Annotated in this window: 22 protein-coding genes; 9 read left to right on the top strand and 13 right to left on the bottom strand. The window is 71.1% G+C overall.

The window, feature by feature from the left end:
* The first annotated feature begins 25 nt into the window (after positions 1 to 25).
* Genes L6E10_RS03355 through L6E10_RS03330 form a run of 6 tightly spaced genes read left to right on the top strand, consistent with a single transcriptional unit; the run spans position 26 to position 4,943 of the window.
* Positions 26 to 616: a nucleotidyltransferase family protein gene (locus L6E10_RS03355; RefSeq protein ID WP_236216660.1), complete on the top strand. Its 591-nt coding sequence runs from the start codon at positions 26 to 28 to the stop codon at positions 614 to 616.
* Positions 579 to 827 carry a BON domain-containing protein gene (locus L6E10_RS03350; protein WP_089921671.1) on the top strand — a complete coding sequence of 83 codons (249 nt, stop codon included), beginning with the start codon at positions 579 to 581 and terminating at the stop codon, positions 825 to 827. The genes L6E10_RS03355 and L6E10_RS03350 overlap by 38 nt, the downstream gene beginning before the upstream one ends.
* A complete protein-coding gene (locus L6E10_RS03345) occupies positions 824 to 1,543 on the top strand; it encodes a metallophosphoesterase (protein WP_236216658.1) in 720 nt (239 codons plus the stop codon). Before L6E10_RS03350 ends, L6E10_RS03345 begins: the two co-directional genes overlap by 4 nt.
* Complete coding sequence (locus tag L6E10_RS03340; protein WP_236216656.1) at positions 1,540 to 3,303, top strand: thiamine pyrophosphate-requiring protein; 1,764 nt, start codon at positions 1,540 to 1,542, stop codon at positions 3,301 to 3,303. The genes L6E10_RS03345 and L6E10_RS03340 overlap by 4 nt, the downstream gene beginning before the upstream one ends.
* Positions 3,300 to 4,250 (top strand): TIGR03557 family F420-dependent LLM class oxidoreductase, encoded by a 951-nt coding sequence (locus L6E10_RS03335; protein WP_236216654.1) that lies wholly within the window; start codon positions 3,300 to 3,302, stop codon positions 4,248 to 4,250. The genes L6E10_RS03340 and L6E10_RS03335 overlap by 4 nt, the downstream gene beginning before the upstream one ends.
* Positions 4,251 to 4,277: 27 nt before the next feature.
* Positions 4,278 to 4,943: a DUF6766 family protein gene (locus tag L6E10_RS03330; RefSeq protein WP_236216652.1), complete on the top strand. Its 666-nt coding sequence runs from the start codon at positions 4,278 to 4,280 to the stop codon at positions 4,941 to 4,943.
* A 134-nt stretch (positions 4,944 to 5,077) separates the two neighbouring features.
* Here L6E10_RS03330 and tuf read toward each other — a convergent pair whose 3' ends face one another.
* Positions 5,078 to 6,259 (bottom strand): elongation factor Tu, encoded by a 1,182-nt coding sequence (gene tuf / locus L6E10_RS03325; protein ID WP_236216650.1) that lies wholly within the window; start codon positions 6,257 to 6,259, stop codon positions 5,078 to 5,080.
* Between the two features lie 205 nt (positions 6,260 to 6,464).
* A complete protein-coding gene (locus L6E10_RS03320) occupies positions 6,465 to 7,334 on the bottom strand; it encodes a LysR family transcriptional regulator (RefSeq protein ID WP_236216648.1) in 870 nt (289 codons plus the stop codon).
* A gap of 70 nt (positions 7,335 to 7,404) precedes the next feature.
* On the opposite strand from L6E10_RS03320, the gene L6E10_RS03315 reads away from it, so the two are divergent.
* Both L6E10_RS03315 and L6E10_RS03310 read left to right on the top strand, forming a co-directional pair.
* The gene (locus L6E10_RS03315) at positions 7,405 to 8,400 is read left to right on the top strand and encodes an FAD-binding oxidoreductase (protein ID WP_236216646.1); all 996 of its coding nucleotides are present in this window, start codon (positions 7,405 to 7,407) and stop codon (positions 8,398 to 8,400) included.
* A 190-nt stretch (positions 8,401 to 8,590) separates the two neighbouring features.
* On the top strand, positions 8,591 to 8,974 hold the full coding sequence (locus L6E10_RS03310; protein WP_236216644.1) for an STAS domain-containing protein: 384 nt from the start codon (positions 8,591 to 8,593) through the stop codon (positions 8,972 to 8,974).
* 18 nt (positions 8,975 to 8,992) lie between these two features.
* Here the strand turns inward: L6E10_RS03310 and L6E10_RS03305 are convergent, their stop codons facing one another.
* The 7 genes from L6E10_RS03305 to L6E10_RS03275 all read right to left on the bottom strand — a co-directional run bounded on the left by L6E10_RS03305 (position 8,993) and on the right by L6E10_RS03275 (position 17,254).
* On the bottom strand, positions 8,993 to 10,138 hold the full coding sequence (locus L6E10_RS03305) for a glycosyltransferase (protein WP_236216642.1): 1,146 nt from the start codon (positions 10,136 to 10,138) through the stop codon (positions 8,993 to 8,995).
* Positions 10,139 to 10,191: 53 nt separating this feature from the next.
* On the bottom strand, positions 10,192 to 11,268 hold the full coding sequence (locus L6E10_RS03300) for a nucleotide disphospho-sugar-binding domain-containing protein (RefSeq protein WP_236216640.1): 1,077 nt from the start codon (positions 11,266 to 11,268) through the stop codon (positions 10,192 to 10,194).
* Positions 11,269 to 11,340: 72 nt separating this feature from the next.
* Positions 11,341 to 11,859 (bottom strand): TetR family transcriptional regulator, encoded by a 519-nt coding sequence (locus tag L6E10_RS03295; RefSeq protein ID WP_236216638.1) that lies wholly within the window; start codon positions 11,857 to 11,859, stop codon positions 11,341 to 11,343.
* Positions 11,860 to 11,922: 63 nt separating this feature from the next.
* Positions 11,923 to 12,843 carry a hypothetical protein gene (locus tag L6E10_RS03290; RefSeq protein ID WP_236216636.1) on the bottom strand — a complete coding sequence of 307 codons (921 nt, stop codon included), beginning with the start codon at positions 12,841 to 12,843 and terminating at the stop codon, positions 11,923 to 11,925.
* Between the two features lie 144 nt (positions 12,844 to 12,987).
* Positions 12,988 to 15,747, bottom strand: a complete 2,760-nt coding sequence (locus tag L6E10_RS03285) for an AAA family ATPase (RefSeq protein WP_236216634.1) — start codon at positions 15,745 to 15,747, stop codon at positions 12,988 to 12,990.
* A gap of 86 nt (positions 15,748 to 15,833) precedes the next feature.
* Positions 15,834 to 16,751, bottom strand: coding sequence for an LCP family protein (locus L6E10_RS03280; protein WP_236216632.1), 918 nt, complete (start codon positions 16,749 to 16,751; stop codon positions 15,834 to 15,836).
* Positions 16,748 to 17,254, bottom strand: coding sequence for a SigE family RNA polymerase sigma factor (locus tag L6E10_RS03275; RefSeq protein ID WP_236216630.1), 507 nt, complete (start codon positions 17,252 to 17,254; stop codon positions 16,748 to 16,750). Before L6E10_RS03275 ends, L6E10_RS03280 begins: the two co-directional genes overlap by 4 nt.
* Before the next feature lie 482 nt (positions 17,255 to 17,736).
* On the opposite strand from L6E10_RS03275, the gene L6E10_RS03270 reads away from it, so the two are divergent.
* Positions 17,737 to 18,843 carry a DNA cytosine methyltransferase gene (locus L6E10_RS03270; protein WP_236216628.1) on the top strand — a complete coding sequence of 369 codons (1,107 nt, stop codon included), beginning with the start codon at positions 17,737 to 17,739 and terminating at the stop codon, positions 18,841 to 18,843.
* 3 nt (positions 18,844 to 18,846) lie between these two features.
* On the opposite strand, the gene L6E10_RS03265 is transcribed toward L6E10_RS03270, so the two are convergent.
* Genes L6E10_RS03265 through L6E10_RS03250 form a run of 4 tightly spaced genes read right to left on the bottom strand, consistent with a single transcriptional unit; the run spans position 18,847 to position 21,669 of the window.
* Positions 18,847 to 19,278 carry a very short patch repair endonuclease gene (locus tag L6E10_RS03265; protein ID WP_374235672.1) on the bottom strand — a complete coding sequence of 144 codons (432 nt, stop codon included), beginning with the start codon at positions 19,276 to 19,278 and terminating at the stop codon, positions 18,847 to 18,849.
* Between the two features lie 16 nt (positions 19,279 to 19,294).
* Positions 19,295 to 20,098 carry an SAM-dependent methyltransferase gene (locus L6E10_RS03260; RefSeq protein ID WP_236216626.1) on the bottom strand — a complete coding sequence of 268 codons (804 nt, stop codon included), beginning with the start codon at positions 20,096 to 20,098 and terminating at the stop codon, positions 19,295 to 19,297.
* 58 nt (positions 20,099 to 20,156) lie between these two features.
* On the bottom strand, positions 20,157 to 21,197 hold the full coding sequence (locus L6E10_RS03255) for a hypothetical protein (protein WP_236216624.1): 1,041 nt from the start codon (positions 21,195 to 21,197) through the stop codon (positions 20,157 to 20,159).
* Entirely contained in the window at positions 21,190 to 21,669 is a 480-nt protein-coding gene (locus L6E10_RS03250; protein ID WP_236216622.1) for an RNA polymerase sigma factor, read from the bottom strand. The genes L6E10_RS03255 and L6E10_RS03250 overlap by 8 nt, the downstream gene beginning before the upstream one ends.
* Positions 21,670 to 21,720: the final 51 nt, after the last annotated feature.

The raw sequence follows: 21,720 nt of genomic DNA, 5'->3' as shown, positions 1-21,720 counted from the left end.
CGATCAGCCGGGTAACCCGGAGCGCATGAGCGACGTGCAGGCCGAGTTGCTGATGACCTTGACCAAGGTTGCCAAGGTCTTACGTGGAGCGGAGATCCCGTTCGCGCTGACCGGTGGTTGCGCCGGTTACGCGCGAGGAGGGCCGGTGAGTGAGCACGACGTCGACCTCCTGGTGAGGGAAGAGGACGTCAACGAGGCCGTGCGGGTGCTCGTGGAGGCGGGCCTGCGCGGCGCGGAGCCGCCGGAGGACTGGCTGCTGAAGGTCTACGACGGCGACTCGCTCGTGGACCTGCTCTTCCGCCCGAACGAACGCCCGGTGACCGACGAGATCCTCGCGATGGCCGAGGAGATGCCGGTCGGCTCGGTGATGCTGCCGGTCATGCCGGCGACGTTCGTGCTGAGCAGCAAGCTGCTCGTGCTGGACGGCCACCGCTGCGACTTCAGCGAGCTGCTGCCGTTCGCGCGGGCGCTGCGAGAACAGATCGACTGGGACCAGGTGCGCGAGGAGACCAAGCACTCCCCGTACGCCGAAGCGTTCCTGGTGCTCATCGAACGCTTGGACATCATCGGGAGGGACCATGAGTTCCGAGCAGTACCTGGCGGCAAATCTGCGTAGGGCGGTGGCCGAGGACCCGCGGACGGCGGAGCTCGGCGTGCGCGTCACCGTGCGCGGCGACAACGTGATGCTCTCCGGGGACGTCGCCTGCGCGGACCGCCGCGCCGCGCTCGAGGAGGTCCTGCACGAGGCCGCCCCCGAGCTGAAGATCCTCAACGACGTGCGCGTGACACCTGCGGGCGAACCGGAGGGTGAGGAGGACCTGCGATGATCCGAGTCGCTGCGGTCGGGGACATCCACCTCGGCGAGGACATGCGCGGACACCTCCGCCCCGCCCTCGAGAAGGTCGGCGAGCACGCCGACGTCCTCCTGCTGGCGGGAGACCTCACCCGGCACGGCACGGTCGCCGAGGCCGAGGTCGTCGCGGACGAGTTCGCGGACCTCCCGGTGCCGGTCGTCGCCGTCCTGGGCAACCACGACCACCACGACGACAAGCCGCTCGAAGTCACCAAGACGTTGCAGGACAAGGGCATCCACGTGCTGGAGGGCACGACGTTCACCCACCGGGTGAACGGCTGCTCCATCGGCGTCGCGGGGGTGAAGGGGTTCGGCGGCGGTTTCGCGGGCAAGTGCGGCAGCGCGTTCGGCGAGCGCGAGATGAAGGCGTTCGTCCAGCACACCTGCGACATCGCGAAGAACCTGGAGGGCGCGCTGTCCGAGCTGGACACCGACATCAAGGTCGCGCTGACGCACTACGCCCCGGTGCCGGACACCCTGCGCGGTGAGCCGCCGGAGATCTACCCGTTCCTCGGCTCGTACCTGCTCGGCGAGGCGATCGACGCCACCGGCACGCATCTGGCCGTGCACGGTCACGCGCACTTCGGCACCGAGCAGGGCATGACGCCGGGTGGCGTGCGCGTCCGGAACGTCGCGCAGCCCATCATCCGCTCCGCCTACACGGTCTACGTCCTGGAGGGGCGCTCGTGACGACGACCGTCGGGGACTTCGTGGTGCAGCGCCTGCGCGACTGGGGAGTCGCGCAGGTGTTCGCCTACCCCGGCGACGGCATCAACGGGATCGTCGCGGCGTTCGGCAAGGCGGACAACGACCCGCGGTTCGTCCAGACCCGGCACGAGGAGATGGCCGCGTTCGCGGCCGTGGGTTTCGCGAAGTTCAGCGACCGGGTCGGCGTCTGCCTCGCCACCTCCGGCCCCGGCGCGATCCACCTGCTCAACGGCCTCTACGACGCGAAGCTCGACCACGTGCCGGTCGTCGCGATCGTCGGCCAGACCGCCCGGACCGCGCAGGGAGGCAGCTTCCAGCAGGAGGTCGACCTGCACTCGCTGTTCCGCGACGTCGCCTCGTTCCTGGTCGACGTCACGGTGCCCGAGCAGCTGCCGAACGCGCTGGACAGGGCCATGCGCACCGCCCAGGCCGACCGCGCGCCGACCGTGGTGATCATCCCGAACGACGTGCAGGAGCAGGAGTACGCCGCCCCGAAGCACGAGTTCAAGCACATCCCGTCGAGCCCGCCGTCCCGTCCGTCCTCGGTCGTCACGCCCGCGCACGACGAGATCGAGCGCGCGGCCGAGGTGCTGAACTCCGGCGAGAAGGTCGCGATCCTGATCGGCCAAGGCGCCCGCGGCGCCGCCGACGAGGTGCGCGCGACCGCCGACCTGCTCGGCGCCGGCGTCGCGAAGGCGTTGCTGGGCAAGGACGTCTTGCCCGACGACCTGCCGTACGTGACGGGGTCGATCGGGTTGCTCGGCACGCGGCCCTCGTACGAGATGATGCGCGACTGCGACCGGCTGCTGATCATCGGATCGAACTTCCCGTACTCGCAGTACCTGCCGAAGCCCGGTACCGCGCGAGGCGTGCAGATCGACCTCGACGGCCGCGCGATCGGCATGCGCTACCCGACGGAGGTCAACCTCGTCGGCGACGCGAAGGCGACGTTGCGCGCACTGATCCCGTTGCTGCGGCGCAGGGAAGACCGCTCGTGGCGGACGAAGGTCGAGGCCGACGTCGAGCGCTGGTGGGAGGTCGTGGAACGGCAGGCGCAGGTGCCCGCCGACCCGGTCAACCCGATGAGGATCGTCTCCGAGCTGTCCCGGCGCCTGCCGCACAACGCGATCGTCACCGCCGACTCGGGTTCCGCGACGAACTGGTACGCCCGGCTGCTGCGGGTGCGCGGCAACGTGCGGTCGTCGTTGTCCGGCACGCTCGCGACGATGGGCTGTGCCGTCCCGTACGCGCTGGGCGCCGCTTTCGCCCAGCCGAACAGGCCGTTGATCGCCCTGGTCGGCGACGGCGCCATGCAGATGAACGGCATGGCGGAGTTGCTGACCCTGCGGCGCTACGGCATCCGGTGCGTCGTGTGCGTGTTCCACAACAACGACCTCAACCAGGTCACGTGGGAGCTGCGCGCGATGGGCGGTGCGCCGAAGTTCGAGGAGTCGCAGTCGCTCCCGGACGTCTCGTACGCCGCCTACGCGCGGTCGATCGGCCTGCAGGGCATCGAGGTCGACGACCCCGAGCAGCTCGGCGCCGCCTGGGAGACGGCGCTCGCGTTCGACGGCTCGACCGTCCTCGACGTGCGCTGCGACCCCGACGTGCCGCCGATCCCGCCGCACGCGACGTTCGACCAGATCAAGGACATGACCGAAGCGGTGCTGCGTGGCGACCCCGACGCGTGGGGCGTCCTGCGCCGCGGACTGCACACCAAGATCCAGGAGTTGCTGCCGTGAAACTGGGCTATTTCATTTCCTCGGAAGAGCACGGACCGCGCGAGCACGTCCGGCACGCGAAGATGGCGCAGGACCACGGGTTCGAGTCGTTGTGGATCTCCGACCACTACCACCCGTGGAACGACGAGCAGGGCGAGTCGCCGTTCGTCTGGGGCACCATCGGTGCTCTCTCGGAGGCCGTGACGCTGCCGATCACCACGGCCGTGACGTGCCCGACGATCCGCATCCACCCGGCGGTCATCGCGCAGGCGGCGGCGACCGCGGCCGTCCAGACCGAGGGCAGGTTCGTCCTCGGCGTCGGCAGCGGCGAGGCGCTGAACGAGCACGTGCTCGGCGACCGCTGGCCCTCCGCCGACGTGCGGCTGGAGATGCTGGAGGAGGCGATCGACGTCATCCGCGCGCTGCACCAGGGCGACGAGGTCACCCACCACGGCAAGCACTACACCGTCGAGAACGCCCGCATCTACACCCTTCCCGAACGCCCGGTGCCGATCTACGTCTCGGCGTTCGGCCCCAAGGCCGTCAAGCTCGCCGCCCGCACCGCCGACGGCTACATCAGCGTCGGCCCGAACGGTGAGCTCGTGGAGAAGTACCGCGCCGAGGGCGGCCGCGGACCGGCGCAGAGCGGCCTCAAGGTCTGCTACGCGAGGACCGAGGACGAGGCCGTCTCCACGGCGCACCGCCTGTGGCCCAACGACGGCCTGCCGGGTGAGCTGGCGCAGGTGCTGCCCTCGCCCAAGCACTTCGAGCAGGCCTCCCAGCTCGTGACGCCGGAGATGATCCGGTCGTCGATGCCGTGCGGCCCCGACCCCGAGCAGTACGCGGAGAAGATCAGGGAGTTCGCGGAGGCCGGCTTCGACGAGGTCTACGTGCAGCAGATCGGCAAGAACCAGCAGGAGTTCTTCGAGTTCTGGGCGAAGGAAGTCGTGCCGCTGCTCGACGTTTAGAAGTGCGCGCGCAGGGCAGCCGGTCCTATGAGGAGCTTCCTGCGCGAGCACAGCCTGACGCTCGTCTTCGCAGGTCTTTTCCTCGCGGCGCTGGTCGGCCAGCTCTTCGCCGGCCACGCCGACCACAACGAGCGTCAGGCCGCGTTGGGTCAGCCGCTGCCGACCCTGGGGTCCTACCTGGTCTCCGCCGACTTCCTCGTCGACGTCGTGGAGAACTGGCAGTCCGAGTACCTGCAGTTCTTCCTGTACGTCACCGCCACCGTCTGGCTGGTCCAGAAGGGCTCGACCGAGTCGAAGCCCGCGAAGAAGGCCGGTCGCGAGACCGATGAGGAGCAGCAGGTCGGCGCGTACGTCAAGGAGGACTCGCCGAAGTGGGCGAAGGCCGGCGGCTGGCGCACCGCGGTGTTCTCGAAGTCGCTCGGGCTCGCGATGCTGGTGCTGTTCCTGGTCTCCTGGGTCCTGCAGTGGGTCGCCGGCTGGTACGCCAACAACTCCGACCCGCTGGCCGAGCCGATGGGGCTGTTCCAGTACTTCCTGAGCGCCGACTTCTGGAACCGGTCGTTGCAGAACTGGCAGTCCGAGTTCCTGGCGATCGCCTCGATGGCGATCCTGAGCGTGTACCTGAGGCAGCGCGGGTCGCCCGAGTCGAAGCCGGTGGGCGCGCCGCACTCGGTGAGCGACAGGTCGGGCTGAGCGGCTCGACGTTCCCGGCGCGCTCGACACGTCAGTGCTCGTGCCGCCGGCGGACGCGGAAAAACGCGGCGGGACATCACATCCCGCCGCGTTCCCAGGCAGCGCGACCACCTTCTCGGGTCGTCGCCACCGCCCTAGGCGAGGATCTCGCCGACCGTGCCCGCCCCCACGGTCTTGCCGCCCTCGCGGATCGCGAAGCCGAGCCCGGTGTCCATCGCCACCGCCTTGCCCAGCTCCACCGTGACCTCGACGGTGTCACCCGGCATGGCCGGCGTCCTGTCGAGCTCCACCACTCCGACGACGTCGCCGGTGCGGAAGTGGAACTGCGGGCGGTAGTTCGACGCGATGCCGGTGTGCCGGCCGCCCTCGGCGTGCGAGAGCAGGTACACCGTCGCGCGGAACCGGGTGTGCGGCGCGACGCTGCCCGGCAGGGCCAGCACCTGGCCGCGCCGGACCTCGCCGCGCTTCACGCCGCGCAGCAGGACCGCGGCGTTGTCCCCCGCCCGCGCCTGCCGCATCGGCTTGCCGAACGTCTCGATGCCGGTGGCGACCGACGTCACCGCCGCGCCGAGGCCGACCACCTCGACCGCGTCACCGATGCCGAGCACGCCGCGCTCCACCGCTCCGGTCACGACGGTGCCGCGACCGGTGATGGTCATGACGTTCTCGACCGGCATCAGGAACGCGCCGCTCAGGTCGCGGACGGGCTCCGGCACGTGCGCGTCGACGGCGTCGAGCAGCTCGACCACCGACCGCACCCACACCGGGTCGCCCTGCAGCGCGCGCAGGCCGGACACCCGCACCACCGGGGTGGCGTCGCCGTCGAAGCCGTACCGGGAGAGCAGGTCGCGGACTTCCAGCTCCACCAGGTCGAGCAGCTCCGGGTCGCTCACCGCGTCGGCCTTGTTGAGCGCCACCACCACGTGCGGCACGCCGACGCGGCGCGCGAGCACGACGTGCTCCCGCGTCTGCGGCATCGTGCCGTCCTCCGCGGACACCACGAGGATCGCGCCGTCCAGCTGCGCCGCACCCGTGATCATGTTCTTCACGTAGTCGGCGTGGCCGGGCATGTCGACGTGCGCGTAGTGACGCGTGGGCGTCTCGTACTCGACGTGCGCGATGTTGATCGTGATGCCGCGGGCCAGCTCCTCCGGCGCGCGGTCGATGCGGTCGAACGCCGTGAAGGTCGTGCCCGAAGGGTCCATTTCGGACAGAACTTTGGTGATGGCCGCGGTGAGCGTGGTCTTGCCGTGGTCGACGTGACCCATGGTGCCGATGTTGAGGTGCGGCTTGGCGCGCACGAACTCCTGCTTCATGTCCCTGTCCTCGGGAAAACAGCTGGGATTTCAGGACCGGAGACCTCCACAACCCTCCTCCAGCGGTCCTGGAGGATGGACTGGAGAAGGGTCAGGGTCGGGCGCCGGCCAGCTGAGCCGAGGCGGCGGCGAGCGCGCACGCGGGAACACCCGCGTGCGTGTTGCGCTCAGCCGTCAGGAACATGAGGTGATCGTGACAGGGCGGTCAGCCCGCTGTCACCCGGTTTTCCGCGAGCGCGATCAACGCCCGCGCGGCCGGGCTGCGCGGACCCTCGGCGCGCCAGGCGAACGCGAGCGTGCTGTGCGGCACGGGATCGGTGATCCGGACCGCGTGGAGGTCCCCGGCCATCGACGACGCCAGGACCGCCGGCCCGAGCCCGCGCCGCGCCAGCGTGATCACCATCGGCGGGGCGGACGCCTCGAACGCGATGCGCGGCCGCCGCGACCCGCACGCCTCGTCCAACGCCCCGCGCAGGCCGGTGCCCGGTGGCAGGCTGATCAGGCCGCGCTCCAGCAGTTCGTCCACGGTGACGGACTCCCTGCCGCACCAGGGATCCGACTCGGCGACCGCGGCCACGAGCGGTTCGTCGGCGAGCACCCGCACCGACAACCCCTCCGGAGCCCCGCCGGCGTACCCGATCAGCGCGAGGTCGAGCTGTCCGTCCACAAGGGACGACAAGAGCGAGTCGGAGTTGGCCTCCGTCAGCGTGATCTCGACGCCGGGGAACGAGGAGTGGAACGCGGACAGCAGCTCGGGGAGGTCCGGGATCCCGCAGGACACGACCATCCCGACGCGCACGGCACCGCGCACCAGCCCGGCCATCTCCTCGACGGTCCGCCGGGCCGACTCCACCGACCCCAGGGCCGCCCGTGCCCACGGCAGCACCGCCGCGCCCACGTCGGTCAGCGTCACCGCGCGTCCCGACCGGTCCAGCAGGTCGTGCCCGAGCTCGCGCTCCAGCCGCCGGACCTGCGCGCTGACACCGGGCTGCGCCACGTGCACGCGTTCCGCCGCGCGTGTGAACGAGCCCTCCTCCGCGACCGCGACGAAGTACTCCAGCTGCCGAAGCTCCATAACGAACGATTATAGAGAGGAGCACAACCAGCTCTTGGACTTATAAGCCCAGCTCGGCGAGGCTCGGATCATGCAAATCTTCCACCCCGGCGATCCCGGCTACGACGACGAACGCAGCGGCTTCCAGACGGGACTCCGCCACGAGCCGCAGGTGGTCTTCGCCGTCGAGAACGCGCGGGACGTCGAGAAAGCCCTCCGGTACGCCGACGCCCACGGCCTGGAACACGCGATCCAGGCCACCGGCCACGGCCTGACCACGCCGACCACGGGCGTCCTCATCTCGACCAGGCGGATGAACGCCGTCGAGGTCGACCCGAGGACGCGCACGGCCAGGACCGGGGCGGGTGCGGTGTGGCAGCAGGTCATCGAGCGGGCGGCACCGCACGGCCTGGCTCCGCTGAGCGGTGACGCGGGTGACGTCGGCGTCGTCGGCTACACCCTCGGTGGCGGGTTCAGCGTGCTGGCCAGGGAGTTCGGCTTCGCGAGCGAGCGCGTCCGCGCCACGGAGGAGGTCGGGGACGTGGTCACCGCGCTGGAGTTCGAGCTCCTGCCGATCAGCGAGGTCCACGCCGGCGAGATGTTCTTCGCCGCGGAACACGCGGAGGCCGTCTTCGAGGCGTTCCACGCGTGGGACCTGCCGGACCACGTCACGCCCGCGCTCACCACCCTCGGCGACGTCGTCCGCGTGACGTTCGCGAGCACGCGCCCATTCGACGTCGGCCACCTCCGGGTCGCACCGCCGCTGAAGGAGGAGTTCGGCGTGAAACCGTTCGCCCGGGCCGCCGGCAGGCCGTTGCCGCCGCACGCCTACCAGGGTGACAACGTCCTGCTCCGCGAGCTCCCGCTGGAGGCCTTGCAACGCCTGCGGGAAGCGGCCGCGAGCTCCAGCGCCGAGATCTTCCTCGGCGTCCTGCCCCTCGGCGGCGCCCTGGGCGGTGGCGCGAGTCACCTGGTCAAGCTGGTCTCACCCCGGCTCGGCGTCGCGGAGCAGCACGAGGAGGTGTTCGACGTCGTGCGGCCGTTCGTGCTCGGCAGGTCGCGGAACTTCCGGTACGCCGTGGGCTGAAGGGCAGGGGAGGAGCACGACGGAGACCCCGCTGCTGCTCGCGGAGCGTGCCCGCCCGGCCGCCGTCCGGCCGCCGGGCGTGCAATATGTTGTGAAGGGGAAGCAACGGCCGTAACGTCGGAGATGTAGCCGGGTTCAGCAGGGTGCTCGGAGTCCGAGTCTCGTGCGCTTCGGCCACCGGGGAGTGCTGGTGAACGAAGATCAGTTCCAGGAAACACCGCTGCTCACCGTGCACGTCGCGGAGGTCGCCGGCGTGGCGGTCGTCGCGGTGGAGGGTGAGATCGACGTCGACACCGCGGACGACGTGCTCGACGCGCTGCGGCAGGGGTGCGAGTCGACCGGCCCGGCCGTGGTCGCCGACCTGACGCTGGTCAGCTTCTTCGGCTCGACCGGCATCTCCACGCTGATCTCGGCCCACGAGCTGGCCGACGAACACGGCAAGGACCTGCGCGTGGTCGCGCCGCAGCGAGCCGTCCGCAGGCCGTTGCAGGTCACGGGCGTGGCCGACGTCCTGGTGCTGCACGACTCGGTCGAGGAGGCGCTGGCGGCGCTGAAACCGGTGCCCAGCGAGTAGGCACCGGTCCGCACGTCCTCAGCCGGCGAGCTCCACGAGCTTCGGCACGACCTCGTCCGGGTGGGGCATGGCGGCGATCTCCGCGGCGACGCGCGCGGTCGCCGCCCGCACGCCGGTGTCGCCGAGCAGTCTGCCGGCGGCCTCCCGCACCGCGTCGGCGGTGAAGTCCTCGCCGACGAGCTGAGCGCCCAGGCCGGTGTTCGCGACGATCTCGGCGTTGCGGAACTGGTCCGCCCCCTGCGGCAGCACGAGCTGCGGCAGGCCGTTGGACATCGCGGCGACCGTGGTGCCGGCGCCGCCGTGGTGCGCGACGAGATCCGCGTGCGCGAGCAGATCCGCCTGGGGCACCCACGGCAGGACGTGCACGTTGCCGGGCACGCCGGTCAGCGCGGACGGGTCGACCTGCGGTCCCGTCGCGACGAGCACCTCGGCGTCCACCCCGGACAGCCCGGCGACGGCGGTCCTCAGCACCTCGGCGTTCGAGAACGCGGTGCCGAACGTCAGGTAGACCAGGGGCCTGCGGTGCTCGACCACCCATCCTGGCAATTCGCCCGGTTCGGCGAACGGGACCGGACGCATCGGAATTCGATGCACGTCCGAAAGGAACTCCACGTCCTGCAAAGAGGGCGGGAAGACGTCCAGATAAGGTGATCCGAGACCGTAATGCTGCCCATTCGGAAGGGTGATGCCGAGTTCGGCGACGTACTCCAGGAAGAGGTCGCTCATCGCCTCGGGCACCAGCGACTCGTCCATCTTGCCGAATCCGTGGCACACCGCCGGAATGCCCGCGCGCATCGCGGCGAGCCCCGCGCCGGCGTTGATGATCTCGAAGACCACCAGGTCGGGCTTGTCCCGCTCGAGCACCGGTTCCAGATCGTTCACGAAGGCCCTGGGCAGCAAGGACCCGAACGCGTCGACCGCCGTCTGGCGCAGCATGTCCCGCCGGAACGCCGCCGTGCCGTGCAACTCGTTCGCCTGCCGGAACGCGTCCCAGATGCTGATGCCCGCGTCGACCACGGTGAACCCGAGCTTTTCCACAGTCGCGTGGAATCCCGAGTCGACGGCGAAAAGGACGTCGTGACCCTGCGCGCGGGCGGCGACCGCGAGCGGGAGTATCGGATAAACGTGTCCGTGCGAGCCTAGGCTCGAGAAGAGTATTCGCACCCGGCCAGATTAGGTGCTGTCCCATTGCGGCGGGGCCGATTTCCGTGAGTCGTTCAGCCCCGAACGAGACTTTCCCACCGTGCCGCCACGTCGGCGGGTGAAGGCATCGCCGCCATCTCCGCCCGCACCTCACCGGCGGCGCGCTGCAGCTTCGGGTCCTCGATCAGCCGGGTGAGCAGCTCCGGCGTCACGTCCCGCGGCGCGGCCCCGAGCCCCGCCCCGCGCCGCGTGATCGCGTCGGCGTGCGTGGTCCGGTCCCCGGGCCCGGGCTCCACCAGTTGCGGCACCCCGGCCGCGAGCGCGCCGAGCAACGTCCCCGCGCCCCCGTGGTGGACGATCCCGTCGCAGAACGGCAGCACCCGCGGGATCGGCACCCACCCGACCGCCCGGACGTTGTCCGGCAGCCCGTCGGTCCGTTCCGGACGCACGAGCACGAACTCGGCGTCCACCCGCCCGGCCGCCCTGACCACCGCCGCCGTCATCTTCCCCGCGCCGGGACCGGGCGCCGTGCTCCGGCTGAGAAGGATGCGCGGCCGCCCGGACGGCTCCACGAGCCACCGCGGCACGTCACCGCCCCCGCTGTAAGCGACGAACCGCATCGCCTCCCCACCGGGGAACTCGCCGAGCGACGGCGGCGCGGTCCGCAGCACCGTCGCGGGAGAGCGCACCTCGGCCTTCATCCGCGCACCCACGGCCCTGGTGAGCTCCAGCCCGTCGAACAGCGACACGTCGTGCACGACCGACGGCACCCCGAGCACCGACCCGGCGGCCGCCAGCGGCTCGTGCACCACGACGTCCGGCTGCCACCTCGCCGCGAGCGCCCGCAACGGCTTCGTCATCGCGTCACCGACCGCGCCGAACATCCGCGACACGAAGTCGAGCCGCCCGCTGCCCTCCAGCTCCCTCTTGGCCACCAGCGGGTGCGTGAGCACGATGCGCAGCGCGATCGGTCCGAAGCGGACGTTCCCCGGGACGACGTCCTCGACGTGCAGGCCGGAGTCGTGCACCCGCAGCGCCTCGCCCCCAGTGGCGACCACGACGTCGTGTCCGGCTTCGCGCAGGGCCAGGGCCAGGGGGACCAGCGGGAAGACGTGACCGAGGAGGGGTGCGGCGACGACGAGAACACGCATGCAGCCAGGTTAGCCACGGCGGAGGGGTGACCCGGGCCGTCGGCGCGGGTCCGGGAGGCCCCGACGGCCGGACTACGGCTCCACCAGCCGCCGAACCGCCTCCACCACCGTCCGCCGTCGCTCCACGTGATCGGTCCCGGCAGGAGCCCCGGACCACATCGACGCCACGGCCTGCACCATCAGCAGCACCTGCTCGGCGGAGAACCGCGACGACACCACCCCGGACTCCTGCGCCGCCCGGACCGCCTCCACGTCCCCCACCCGCCGCACCGGCCCGCGCCGCTCCAGCCGTTGCCAGGTCGCGAGCCGCGCGTACTCGGGGTGCCGGTGCTGCAGGTCGTACAGCCGGCCCGCGTAGCCCGGCAGGTCCGCCGCGTCGAACTCCACCGCCGCCGCGCCCGCCACCTCCGACTGCACGGCGTCGAACAGCTCGTCCTTGCCGCCGTAGTAGGTGTAGGCGAGACCCGCGGAGCAGTGGGCGATGCGGGCGATGCGTTCCATCCGGGCGCCGGCGATCCCGTAGGCGGCGAACTCGACGAACGCGGCGTCCAGCAACCGGCGGCGGGTCCGTTCCCGATCGCGGAGGGCCATGCACCCAGGCTAGGGCGAAGGGCCGCACCCCTGAAGAGGTGCGGCCCTGTTCCGACCGGGCGATCACTTGGCCATGTCGAACCAGTTGAAGCCCTCGACCATCTGACGGGTCGTGTCGCTGACGTAGCGCGGGCCGGTGAGCTCCCAGCGCGTCACCGTGCGGTAGGTGCCCGGCTGCTGCGACTCGTCCTCACGGGTGTTCTCGTCGTCCTTGACCGGCACGTACTCGTTGAGCACCTTCTTGGTCAGCGTGACGTCGAGCGACTCGTAGCCGGACTGCGTGTAGAGGTAGTCGCCCTGGCCGCTGTCCGCCGCGCGGCCCGGGTCGGCCAGCTTCAGCGAGAGGGTGTTGCCGCCGAACGACCCGGTCGCGGACACCACGGTCACGATGTGGCCGCCGCTGCGCTGCAACGAGCCGGCCGTCGGGCCCGCCTTGTAGCGGCCGTAGACGAGCTGCAGCGGACCCTCGTTGAGCTTCTTCGCGAGCTCGCCCGCGAAGTCCGGGACGTTGTTGGTGCTCACCACACCCGTCGAGGTGGTCCAGCCGGCGTCACGGGCGGGCTTGGTGGCGATGGTCCACGCGGTGCGCAGGTTGGTGAGGTTGGTGCCGCCGTCGTACTTGGCGTCGACGCCGATCCGCCCGATCGAGTTGGTGATGACGCCGTAGTCGGCGGGGTCCTTCGGGTTGAGGTCGCCGACCTTCGTGGTCAGCCAGCCGACCGGCGCGTCCTTCTGGTGGCCCCAGTAGTGCAGGACGTTGTAGAGCGAGGCGGGACCGCAATAGGCGCCGCCGTTCTTCTCCAGGCCCGCGCGGTGCTGGTCCACGTCGCTCACGCCGCACTTCTTGACGGTGAAGTCGGGGCCGGCGAGGTCGGACGCTCCGACGCAGGGCGGCGGCGTGCCGATGACCGGGTCGGCCGCGGCGGTGGCGGGAGCGACGACGGCGGTGAGAGCGGCGGCGGCGACGAGAGCGTTGCGGATCATTTCGGTTTCCCCTCCGAGATCTTGTGTTCCCCCTGCGGTGGCACAAGATTCGCCGAGACGAACCCCCAAGGGCATGAGGGGACGACCCTCAACCCCTGCGCGGAGAAGATGGGTGTATCAAGGACACCCCCACGTCGCTCCGTCTCAGGCGAGGACGCGTGCGAGGTCCCTGCGACCGGCGATCCCGAGCTTCGTGTAGATCCGGCCGAGGTGGTTCTCGACCGTCTTCGGCGTCACGAACAGCTCCTGCGCGATCTCCCTGTTCGCCCGGCCCGTCGCCGCGAGGTCGGCCACCCGCCGTTCGGACGCCGTGAGCGCCTCCGCTCCCACCACGACCTGCCGCCGCGGCCGGTCACCGAGCGCCTCCAGCGCCTCCACCGCACGCGTCCGCTGCACCGCCGAGCCGCAGGCGGCGGCCAGGTCGATCGCCCTGTGCAACGGCTCGCGCGCCTCCGACCTGCGACGCGCCACCCGCAGCGCCTCGCCGAGGTCGACCAGCGACCGGGCGAGCTCCAGCCGGGCGGGCGAGGTCTCCAGCACGGACGCGGACTCGGTCAGCAGCTCCAGCCGTGACCCGGGATCGGCGTGCGCGAGCAGCCGCAGCGCCGCCCCGACCTCGGTCGCCGCACCCCACCTGCGCGCGAGCTCCAGTTGCTCGGTGGCGAGTTCCAGGCCGAGCTCGTGCTGGCCGAGCAGCAACGCCGCCCGCGTCGCCGGAGCGCGCCACGGGATCGTCGGCGGATCCACGTGGACCTGGTGCATCGCGTCGCGCTGACGGTAGGCCTCGGACATCGCGCGCCGTGCGTCGCCTTCCGCCAAAGCGATCAACGCGCGCACCTCGTGCAGCCAGATCATCGGCATCGTCTGCCGTGCGCCGGCATGGGCGGAGTCGAACGCCGTGGCGAACGCGGACGCCGCCGCGACGTCACCCCGTTCGAGCGCCGCGTAGACCGCGAAGTGCGTCGACGTGGCTCGCAGGCTGATCACCTCGGACACCGGGTCCTCGTGCGCGACGGCGGCCAGTGCGCTCTCGGCCTCGGCCTCGACGGCCTGCATGTTGCCGCAGCGCCAGTTCAGGAACAGCGTCGCGTTCGTCACCATCGCGAACTCGATCGGCGACCCGTGCGCGCGCACCTTGAGCCGTGCGCGCTCGATCTCGTGCCGTGCGATGTCGACACCGTCCGCGGCCATCAGCGCGAGCAACGCCACGAGCCACGCGACCATCGCGTCCGTGCTACCCGTGGCGTCGTCGAGGTACGCACCGTTCGCGAGCGCGCGCGTCGCCGTCGCGGCCACCTCGTCGTGCGGCCACACCTCGTAGCGGCCCATCTGCGCGAGGAGACCGAGCAGCGTGCGTTCGTCGGGAGTGCTGCCGGCCAGGCCTGCGTACGCGCTGAGGTGCGCCGACGCGGTCTGCCGCTGGTCGGGCAGGAACGAGCGGAACACCGCCAGCCGTGCCTCGAGGTGCAGCCGGGACTCACCGTCCGGACGGGCCGCGATGGCCTCCGTCAGTTCCGCGATCGCCGCCGCCGGGCCTTCCAGCGCCGCCGTCGCCGAGGCCGCCGCGGCCACCAGTTCCGCGTCCGGAAGTCCCTGTGCCGCGGCCTTCAGGTGCCGGTGCGCGTTCACCGCGTCGCCGGTGCGCAACAACGCCCTGCCCAGCTCTGCGCGCAACCCCGCGTCGTCGGGCTTCTCGTCCACCGCCCGCGCGAGGTGCGCCGCCGCCGTGCGCGCGTCACCACCCGAGAGCAGCGCAGAAGCGGCCTTGCGCAACACTTCCGCCGCGTTGGGCAGCGTCCCTTTAGGAGCGTGCACGAGATGTGCGGCCACTCGATCGACCGTCGCGCGCGCTTCCCACAAGGCTTTCGCGGCGCGCGCGTGCAGCGAGGCGCGCGCGATCGGTCCCAGACCGGACAGAACTGCTTCTCGCACAACGGGATGCACGAACTCCAGGTGCTCGCCGGTGACCAGGACGTTCGCCGCGGTCAGGGCCTCGACGGCGGCGGGGAGGTCGTCGACCTCGGCGAGTTCCGCCGCCTGCCAGGGATCCGCGTGCGTGCCGAGCACCGCGACCGCTCCGGCGAGGGCCACGGCGGGCGCGGGCAGCCGGCCGAGCGTGGCGCGGAAGACCGTGCTCGGCCCGAGCGTGCCGACCTTCTCCGCGGTCGACGCCTCGTCCAGCGGCAGCCCGAGCGCCGCGAGCTCGTCGACGAGCACACCGGACAGGAACGGGTTGCCGCCGGTGGCGGCGTGCAGGGCGGTGATGACCTCGGGATGCCCGCCGACCAGGGCGCCGAGCGCCTCCGCGGTGAGCGGCCGCGGCAGCAACCGGTCGGCGGACACGCTGAGCTGCGCGAGCGGCCCGGAGTTGTCCGCCGGCGGCCTGGTCGCGACGACCAGTGCGATCGGCAGGTCCGCGATCCGCCGGGACAGGTAGACGAGGAACTGCAGCGACGAGTGGTCCGCCCAGTGCGCGTCATCCACGGTGATCAGCAGCGGGCGGGTGGACGAGAGGTCCACCGCGACCCACCACAGCGAGTGCAGCGTGCGGGCCAGCTCGGCCTCGCTCGGGTCGAGCGCCGCGTCGTCCAGGGCCTTCAGCGCGGCCCCGGACGGTCCGGCCAGGATCTTCTCGCGGATCTCGCCGGAGTACCGCGACACCGAGCGCTCGACCATCTGCCGGACGACGCCCCACGCCATGGCGCTCTCCAGGGCGTCGCCGACGGCCTGGAGCCGCCCGAACCCGCGTTCCTTGGCCAGCTCACGGCACTCGTGCACGAGCCTGGTCTTGCCGATGCCCGCACGGCCCTCGATGACGACGACGCGACCCTCACCACGGGTGGCTGCGTCCAGAGCTCCACGGATGTGCGCGATCTCGGAGTCCCGTTCCAGTGGTTCGCGCACGAATCGATCGTAGCGGCCGCCCGGCGGCCGACATGCTGGTCATCGACACCGCATCCGGGCGACTTGATGCTCCATTGGTGTGAACGTCACCGCACGCACCCGTCCTGCGGGGTTCCCTTGCCGCTGAACCAGTCCGCGACGAACTGCCGCGACGCTCCCGGGTCGGCCTGCAGCGCCTGCCCGGCGGGGCCGTCGACGGGGGCGCCGACCGGCAGCGTCCCGGTGACGATCTTGACGGGCCCCTGGAACCGCTGCGCGAACGCGAGCACGTCCCAGCCCTCGTCGACGCGGACGGACTTGCCCACCTCGGCGGCGAGTGCCAGGGCGTTGTCCTTGCTGATCTTGGCCGCGAGCCCGGTCAGGAACGCCTGGTGCCGCTTCACGCGGTCGAGGTCCCCCTGCGGCAGGCCCATCCGCTGGCGCAGGAACGCGAGCGCCCGGTCGCCCTCGAGCGTCTGCCGCCCGGCGGGGAAGGAGGCACCCGACCGCTCGTCCTCGGTCGCCGCGAGCAGGCACACCTCGACGCCGCCGACGACCTGCGCGATCCGGCCGAACCCGCTCATGTCGACCGCCGCGTAGTGGTCGACCTCCACCCCGGTCAGCTGCTCGACCGCGCCGGTCAGCTCCTCCGGGTCCCGCTCGTAGAGCCTGTTGATCTTCTTCTCGCCGACCTGGAGGTCCCGAGGCAGCGACACGGCGATGACGGACCCGTCCGCCTCGAAGCGGGCGAGCACGAGCGCGTCGGTGAGCTCCCTGTCGTCGGTGCCGATGAGCAGCACGTTCTGCGAGGCGGCCGGCGGCGCGGCCGGCGACGCGTCCGTCTTCTTGATCGTCGTCGGGACGACCACCGCCGCGACGGCCGCGGCCGCGGTGAGCGTCGCGACGCCGGCGATGAGCCCGAACGGCTTGCGCTTCTTGGCCTTGTGCAGGCCCGCCAGCACCGTCCGGGAGTCCACGCGCTCCTCGGCCTCGGCGGCGATCGCCTGGCGGATCAGGTCGTTCATGAGTGCACCCCCAGGGTGGCGGACCGGGCGAGTTCGTGGGCGCGCAACGTCTGCAACGCGCGAGAGAGTTGGCTGCGCACAGTGGATTCCGCGCAACCGAGCACCTGTGCGATCTCCGCGTCACTGCAGTCCTCGTAGAACCGCAGCACCAACGCGGCACGTTGCTTGCGCGGCAACACGGCGATGCGCGCACGCATCGCTTCGCGTTCGGCGTGCGCGTCAGCCGGGTCGGCCATCGACGGCACGTGCCGTGCGAGCTCGGCGCGTTCCACGGCGATCTCACGCGCCGCCTTGCGGTGACGCCACGACAGGTAGTCGTTGGTCACCATGCGCTTCACGTAGAGATAGGGCGCGTCCATCGCCCCGATGCGCTCCCACTTGCCCTGCGCGCGCATGAGCACGTTCTGCACGATGTCCTGCGCCAGGTGTTTGTCGCAGGTGATCGCGGTGGCGTACCCCAGCAGCCGGTCCAGCCGATCAGCGACGAACTGGTCGAACCCCACGCCGCCCCCTCCGTGTCAGTGTCGTTTGCGGCATGGGAAACCCCGTAGCCACCTCCGTTCGCTGCATCCACTTGTGTGGTCCGGCTCACACCGGGCCTGGGTCGTTAACATGAACTATTTTCATTTTCAGGCAGGCGGTCGCAGCCCAAGGGCACCGACCAGAATGGTGTCAGCACCGATAACGACACGCGATTCCCCTTTTCGGTCAATCCCGTTCATGTCCAAACCCCATCGATTCGCGCCTGGACGAGATGACCTTCCTGATCGCCCACAACGCCTACGCGAACGGCACGCGGCTGAACACCTGGCCGTGCAACGGTTCCGGCGCATAGGCCTGGAGGTTCCGCTAGAGCTTCACGGTGCGCACCCTTGTCCCTTCTCCTCTATGGACGCCTGCCCGCTTGCTCCAGCCGTCGTTCCGCGCAGACGTGCCGGGGCCTGATCCCCGGCATCGCGACCACCTCGGGATAAACTCCCGCCCCATGACCTCTGTGCAGCCGCCGCTCTTCACGCCTGCGCAGATCCACATGGTCGACCTGTTCGCGGGCCCCGGTGGACTGGACGTCGCCGCGCACTGGCTCGGCCTGGGCGTGGTGGGCATCGAGTGGGACGAAGACGCGTGTGCGACGCGACGTGCCGCAGGTCTCGACACCAGGTTCTCCGACGTGAGGCAGTTCGGTCCGGACGACTTCCCCGAGGCGACCGTCCTCACCGGCGGGCCGCCGTGCCAGACCTACACGGTCGCCGGAGGGGGCGCCGGTCGGCGTGCCCTGGACCAGGTGCTCAAGTTCCTGGAGCGCATGGTCAACGGTGAGGACGTCATGGACGAACTCGCCAATCTGCACGGTGATGCGGACCCGCGGACCGGTCTGGTGCTGGAGCCGTTGCGTTGGCTCCTCGCCGCCCACCGCAGCGGGAAGCCCTACGAAGCCATCGTTCTGGAACAGGTACCTGCTGTTCTGCCAGTGTGGGAGGCGTACGACAAGGTCCTGCGCGGCCTGGGGTACGACGTGGACACCGGCATCCTGCACACCGAGGAGTTCGGCGTGCCGCAGACCCGACGACGCGCGATCCTGATCGCACGTCGAAACGGGGAGGCCAAGCTGCCGAATCCCACGCACCGCCGGTACCGCAAGGGGAAGCCGCAGTCGGAAGGCGATGGACGGCTTCTTCCCTGGGTGTCGATGGCCGAGGCGCTCGACCGGGACGACCAGTTCGTCGTGGTCTCCAACTACGGCACCGGTGGCGTGCCCGAGGCGCGGGGCAGGAGGCGTTCCGACGAGCCGTCGGCAACCGTCACCGGCAAGATCGACCGGAACAAGCTCTACCCCGACGACTCCCTCTCGGCGCAGCCCAAGAGGTTCACGCAGGACGAGTACGGCAGGCTGCAGACCTTCCCCAAGGACTACCCCTGGTCGGGCAAGCGCGTCCCGCAGCAGGCGGGCAACGCCATCCCGCCACGGCTGGCGGCGCACATCCTCGCTGCCGCGCTCGGGCTGAAGTTCGACCCGGCGGACCTCGACAACGCGGTCCGCGCGAGCTGGGACCCCCACCCGGTCGAGCCGCTGGTGCCCACCGTCAGGACCTGATCGTCACCGGCCCGGCCGCCTGCTCAGCACGATCTCCTGCACGCGGGCGGCCGCGGCGGCAGCCGTCTCGTGCTCCCACACCCGCACCGCGAGCCAGCCGTCGTCGGCGAGCTTCCGGTCCGTGTCGAGGTCGCGGCGGCGGTTGGTCTCGATCTTCGTCCGCCAGAACTCGGCGTTGTTCTTCGGCCACGTCGCGTGCTCGGGGCAGCCGTGCCAGAAGCAGCCGTCGACGAAGACGGCGACCTTCGCCGAGGTGAAGACGATGTCGGCTTCGCGCCGCACGCCCTTCACGGGCCGCCGGTGCACCCGGTAGCGCAGACCCGCGGCGAACAGCGCCCTGCGCAGGTCGACCTCGATCCGCGTGTCCCGGGTCTTCTGCTTGCTCATCCGGGCTCGAACGCCCGGCGCGGTCTCGAGGGGCTCCACGCCGGGCATTGTCCCGAACGGCCACCTAGACCTTGCGGCCGATTCCCACGTAGACGTCCTCCGGACCGCCCTCTCCGGCCGGGCCGAGTTCCGGGTGCCACCGCGGCGCCGTGACGACGCCCGGCTCGAGCAGTTCCATGCCGGCGAACATCGGCTCGAACCGCGCGAGCGAGCGGAAGTACATCGGGTCGCGGCTGTGCTTCATGGCATCGACGACGGCGCCCATCTCCTCCGGCTTGAAATCGGCCGTGAGGTGCGACAGCGCGATCAGGCTGCCGGGCGGCACGGCGTCGCGGTAGCGGGCCACGACCTCGGCCGGGCCCTTCTCGTCCGGGACGAAGTGCAGCACGGCGACCATGAGCAGGCCGACGGGCTTCGAGAAGTCGATCAGCTCCTTCACGACCGGGTCGGACAGCACGTCGTGCGGCTGGCACATGTCCGCCTGCACGACGCCCGCGTTGTCGTTGCCCTCCAGGATGAGCTGGCTGTGCGAGACCGCCACCTCGTCGTAGTCGACGTACACGACCCGTGCGTCCGGGTTCTCCCGCTGCACGATCTCGTGGACGTTGCCGACCGTCGGGATGCCGGAGCCCAGGTCGAGGAACTGGTCGATGCCGTGCTCCATCATCAGCAGGACGGCGCGGCGCATGAACGAGCGGTTCGAGGACGCGATGGCGCGACCGTCGCGCAGGACGTGCAGCACCTTCTCGCCGACCGCGCGGTCCGACGCGAAGTTGTGGCCACCTCCCAGGAGGAAGTCGTAGACCCGTGCCCCGCTGGGCACGTCGGTGTCGATTCCGGTGGGCACCCAGGAGAAAGGCTCGGCCATGCGCAAGAACCTACTCGTGCGCGCACACGCGTGTATCGGCGCGGATCGGGTGAATCCGTCAGTTACACCGTGCGGGACGGGCCGACATGTGCTCTGCCAGCACGGATGCGCCCGCGGCCCGGGCTTCCTGGTCCAGCCACCGCAGGTGGTCCTCGGCACGTGCCGACCGCAGATCGCGTGCGGCCTCCACGGCTTTCACGGCGAACTCGGTGGCGCCGGCCTCGTCACCCAGGGCGAGGTGGTTGCGCGCCAGCGCCGTCAGCGCGATGGCGCGGGCACGGGCGCGGTCGTCGCCATAGGTGTCGACTGTCGTGGCCAACGAGGTGATGGCCCGTGCGGGGTCGTCCAGCGCGCGGCGGTCGGCCCACGAGTTGTGCGCGGCCACGAGACCGAGCTGGAATGCCTTCAGCGCGTCCTCGGGTGCGTTGTGGTGCAGGAACATCCGGCCGGCGCGGGCCAGGACGGACGCGATCAGCGCCTCGTCCTCCGCCTGCCGCGCCAGTGTCAGGGCCCGGGCGAAGTGCGGCAGCGCGGCGCCGGGCATGCCGCTGTCGAACGCCGTCCAGCCCGCGAGTTCGCACACCTCGGCGACGGCGGTCCAGGTGGCGGCGTCACCCACGACGACCATGGGTTCGACGGTGGCCAGGTGCTCCAGAACCGAGGCGTGGCAGGCGATTCCACCGTAACGGCGGTCCAGCGCGCGCAACGCCCGCGTGCGCGAAGTGATCACCGCGGGTGCGATCCGGTGCGCCGGCATCCCGGAAGGCAGCCAGTCGAACGTCGGCGCTCCGACCATGACCCGGGCGGCGTGCTCCAGGAAGCGTTGGCGCGCGGAGGAGTTCTCGAGCACCAGCTCGTCGGCCTCGGGGAACCCGTCCGCCACCGCGGCGCGGCACCACCGCCGTGCCTCGGCCTCCTCGCCGAGGGCGAACAGGACGCGTGCGAGCCGCACGGCCGCGTCGCCGAGGCGCTGGTCGGCGGCGACGCGGAAGTGCACGGCCGCCTCGCGCAGCCGGCCCGCGCGTTCGGCTTCCTCGGCGAGCCGGTACAGGCGCTCGACGGCCTCGTCCAGCTCGAACCGCGCCAGCAGGTCACCCATCACTGCCTCCGAGGATCCGCCGCAGCTCGGCCCGGCCGCGGGTGAGGTGGGTCCGCACGGTCGACTCGCCCACCACCAGCGCCGCGGCGATCTCGCTGACCGAGTAGCCGAGCAGGTGGTGCAACGCCACGGCCTCGCGGTGGCGGGGGGAGAGCTCGCGCAGGGCCGAGTGCAACGCCTCCACGTCGTGCACCTGCTGGACGACGTCCGGCACCTCGACCAGCGGCGTCTCCAGCTCGTGCCGCTGCTGCCACCGCCGCATCAGCCGGATCGCGACCTTGAGCACCCACGCCTCCGGCTTGTCGTAGGCGTGGACGTCGTGCCACCGGTGCTGCGCGATCACCAGCGCGTCCTGGGCGATGTCCTCGACCACGCGGGTGTCGCCGTTCAACGCCGTCAGCGTCCTGGTCACCACGGGCAGGCACCTGCGGAAGAACTCGGCGAAGCCCTGGTCCGGCTCCGGTGTGCTCAACGGTCTTCCCTTCAGCGTCCGCCGGTGTCGTTCACCGCCCTGGGGCGACCT

The organism is Lentzea sp. CC55 (assembly GCF_021056325.1).
GTDB classification, from domain to species: Bacteria; Actinomycetota; Actinomycetes; order Mycobacteriales; family Pseudonocardiaceae; genus Lentzea; species Lentzea jiangxiensis.
The sequence above is the reverse complement of the archived record's forward strand: the minus strand, read 5'-3'. Positions and strand labels throughout refer to the sequence as shown.

Bases quoted from the DNA above. Each gene is read 5' to 3' on its own strand.
- L6E10_RS03355 (WP_236216660.1), top strand. From the start codon at position 26: ATGAGCGACGTGCAGGCCGAGTTGCTGATGACCTTGACCAAGGTTGCC.
- L6E10_RS03350 (WP_089921671.1), top strand. From the start codon at position 579: ATGAGTTCCGAGCAGTACCTGGCGGCAAATCTGCGTAGGGCGGTGGCC.
- L6E10_RS03345 (WP_236216658.1), top strand. From the start codon at position 824: ATGATCCGAGTCGCTGCGGTCGGGGACATCCACCTCGGCGAGGACATG.
- L6E10_RS03330 (WP_236216652.1), top strand. From the start codon at position 4,278: ATGAGGAGCTTCCTGCGCGAGCACAGCCTGACGCTCGTCTTCGCAGGT.
- tuf (WP_236216650.1), bottom strand. From the start codon at position 6,259: ATGAAGCAGGAGTTCGTGCGCGCCAAGCCGCACCTCAACATCGGCACC.
- L6E10_RS03320 (WP_236216648.1), bottom strand. From the start codon at position 7,334: ATGGAGCTTCGGCAGCTGGAGTACTTCGTCGCGGTCGCGGAGGAGGGC.
- L6E10_RS03315 (WP_236216646.1), top strand. From the start codon at position 7,405: ATGCAAATCTTCCACCCCGGCGATCCCGGCTACGACGACGAACGCAGC.
- L6E10_RS03300 (WP_236216640.1), bottom strand. From the start codon at position 11,268: ATGCGTGTTCTCGTCGTCGCCGCACCCCTCCTCGGTCACGTCTTCCCG.
- L6E10_RS03295 (WP_236216638.1), bottom strand. From the start codon at position 11,859: ATGGCCCTCCGCGATCGGGAACGGACCCGCCGCCGGTTGCTGGACGCC.
- L6E10_RS03290 (WP_236216636.1), bottom strand. From the start codon at position 12,843: ATGATCCGCAACGCTCTCGTCGCCGCCGCCGCTCTCACCGCCGTCGTC.
- L6E10_RS03280 (WP_236216632.1), bottom strand. From the start codon at position 16,751: ATGAACGACCTGATCCGCCAGGCGATCGCCGCCGAGGCCGAGGAGCGC.
- L6E10_RS03270 (WP_236216628.1), top strand. From the start codon at position 17,737: ATGACCTCTGTGCAGCCGCCGCTCTTCACGCCTGCGCAGATCCACATG.
- L6E10_RS03265 (WP_374235672.1), bottom strand. From the start codon at position 19,278: ATGCCCGGCGTGGAGCCCCTCGAGACCGCGCCGGGCGTTCGAGCCCGG.
- L6E10_RS03260 (WP_236216626.1), bottom strand. From the start codon at position 20,098: ATGGCCGAGCCTTTCTCCTGGGTGCCCACCGGAATCGACACCGACGTG.
- L6E10_RS03255 (WP_236216624.1), bottom strand. From the start codon at position 21,197: ATGGGTGACCTGCTGGCGCGGTTCGAGCTGGACGAGGCCGTCGAGCGC.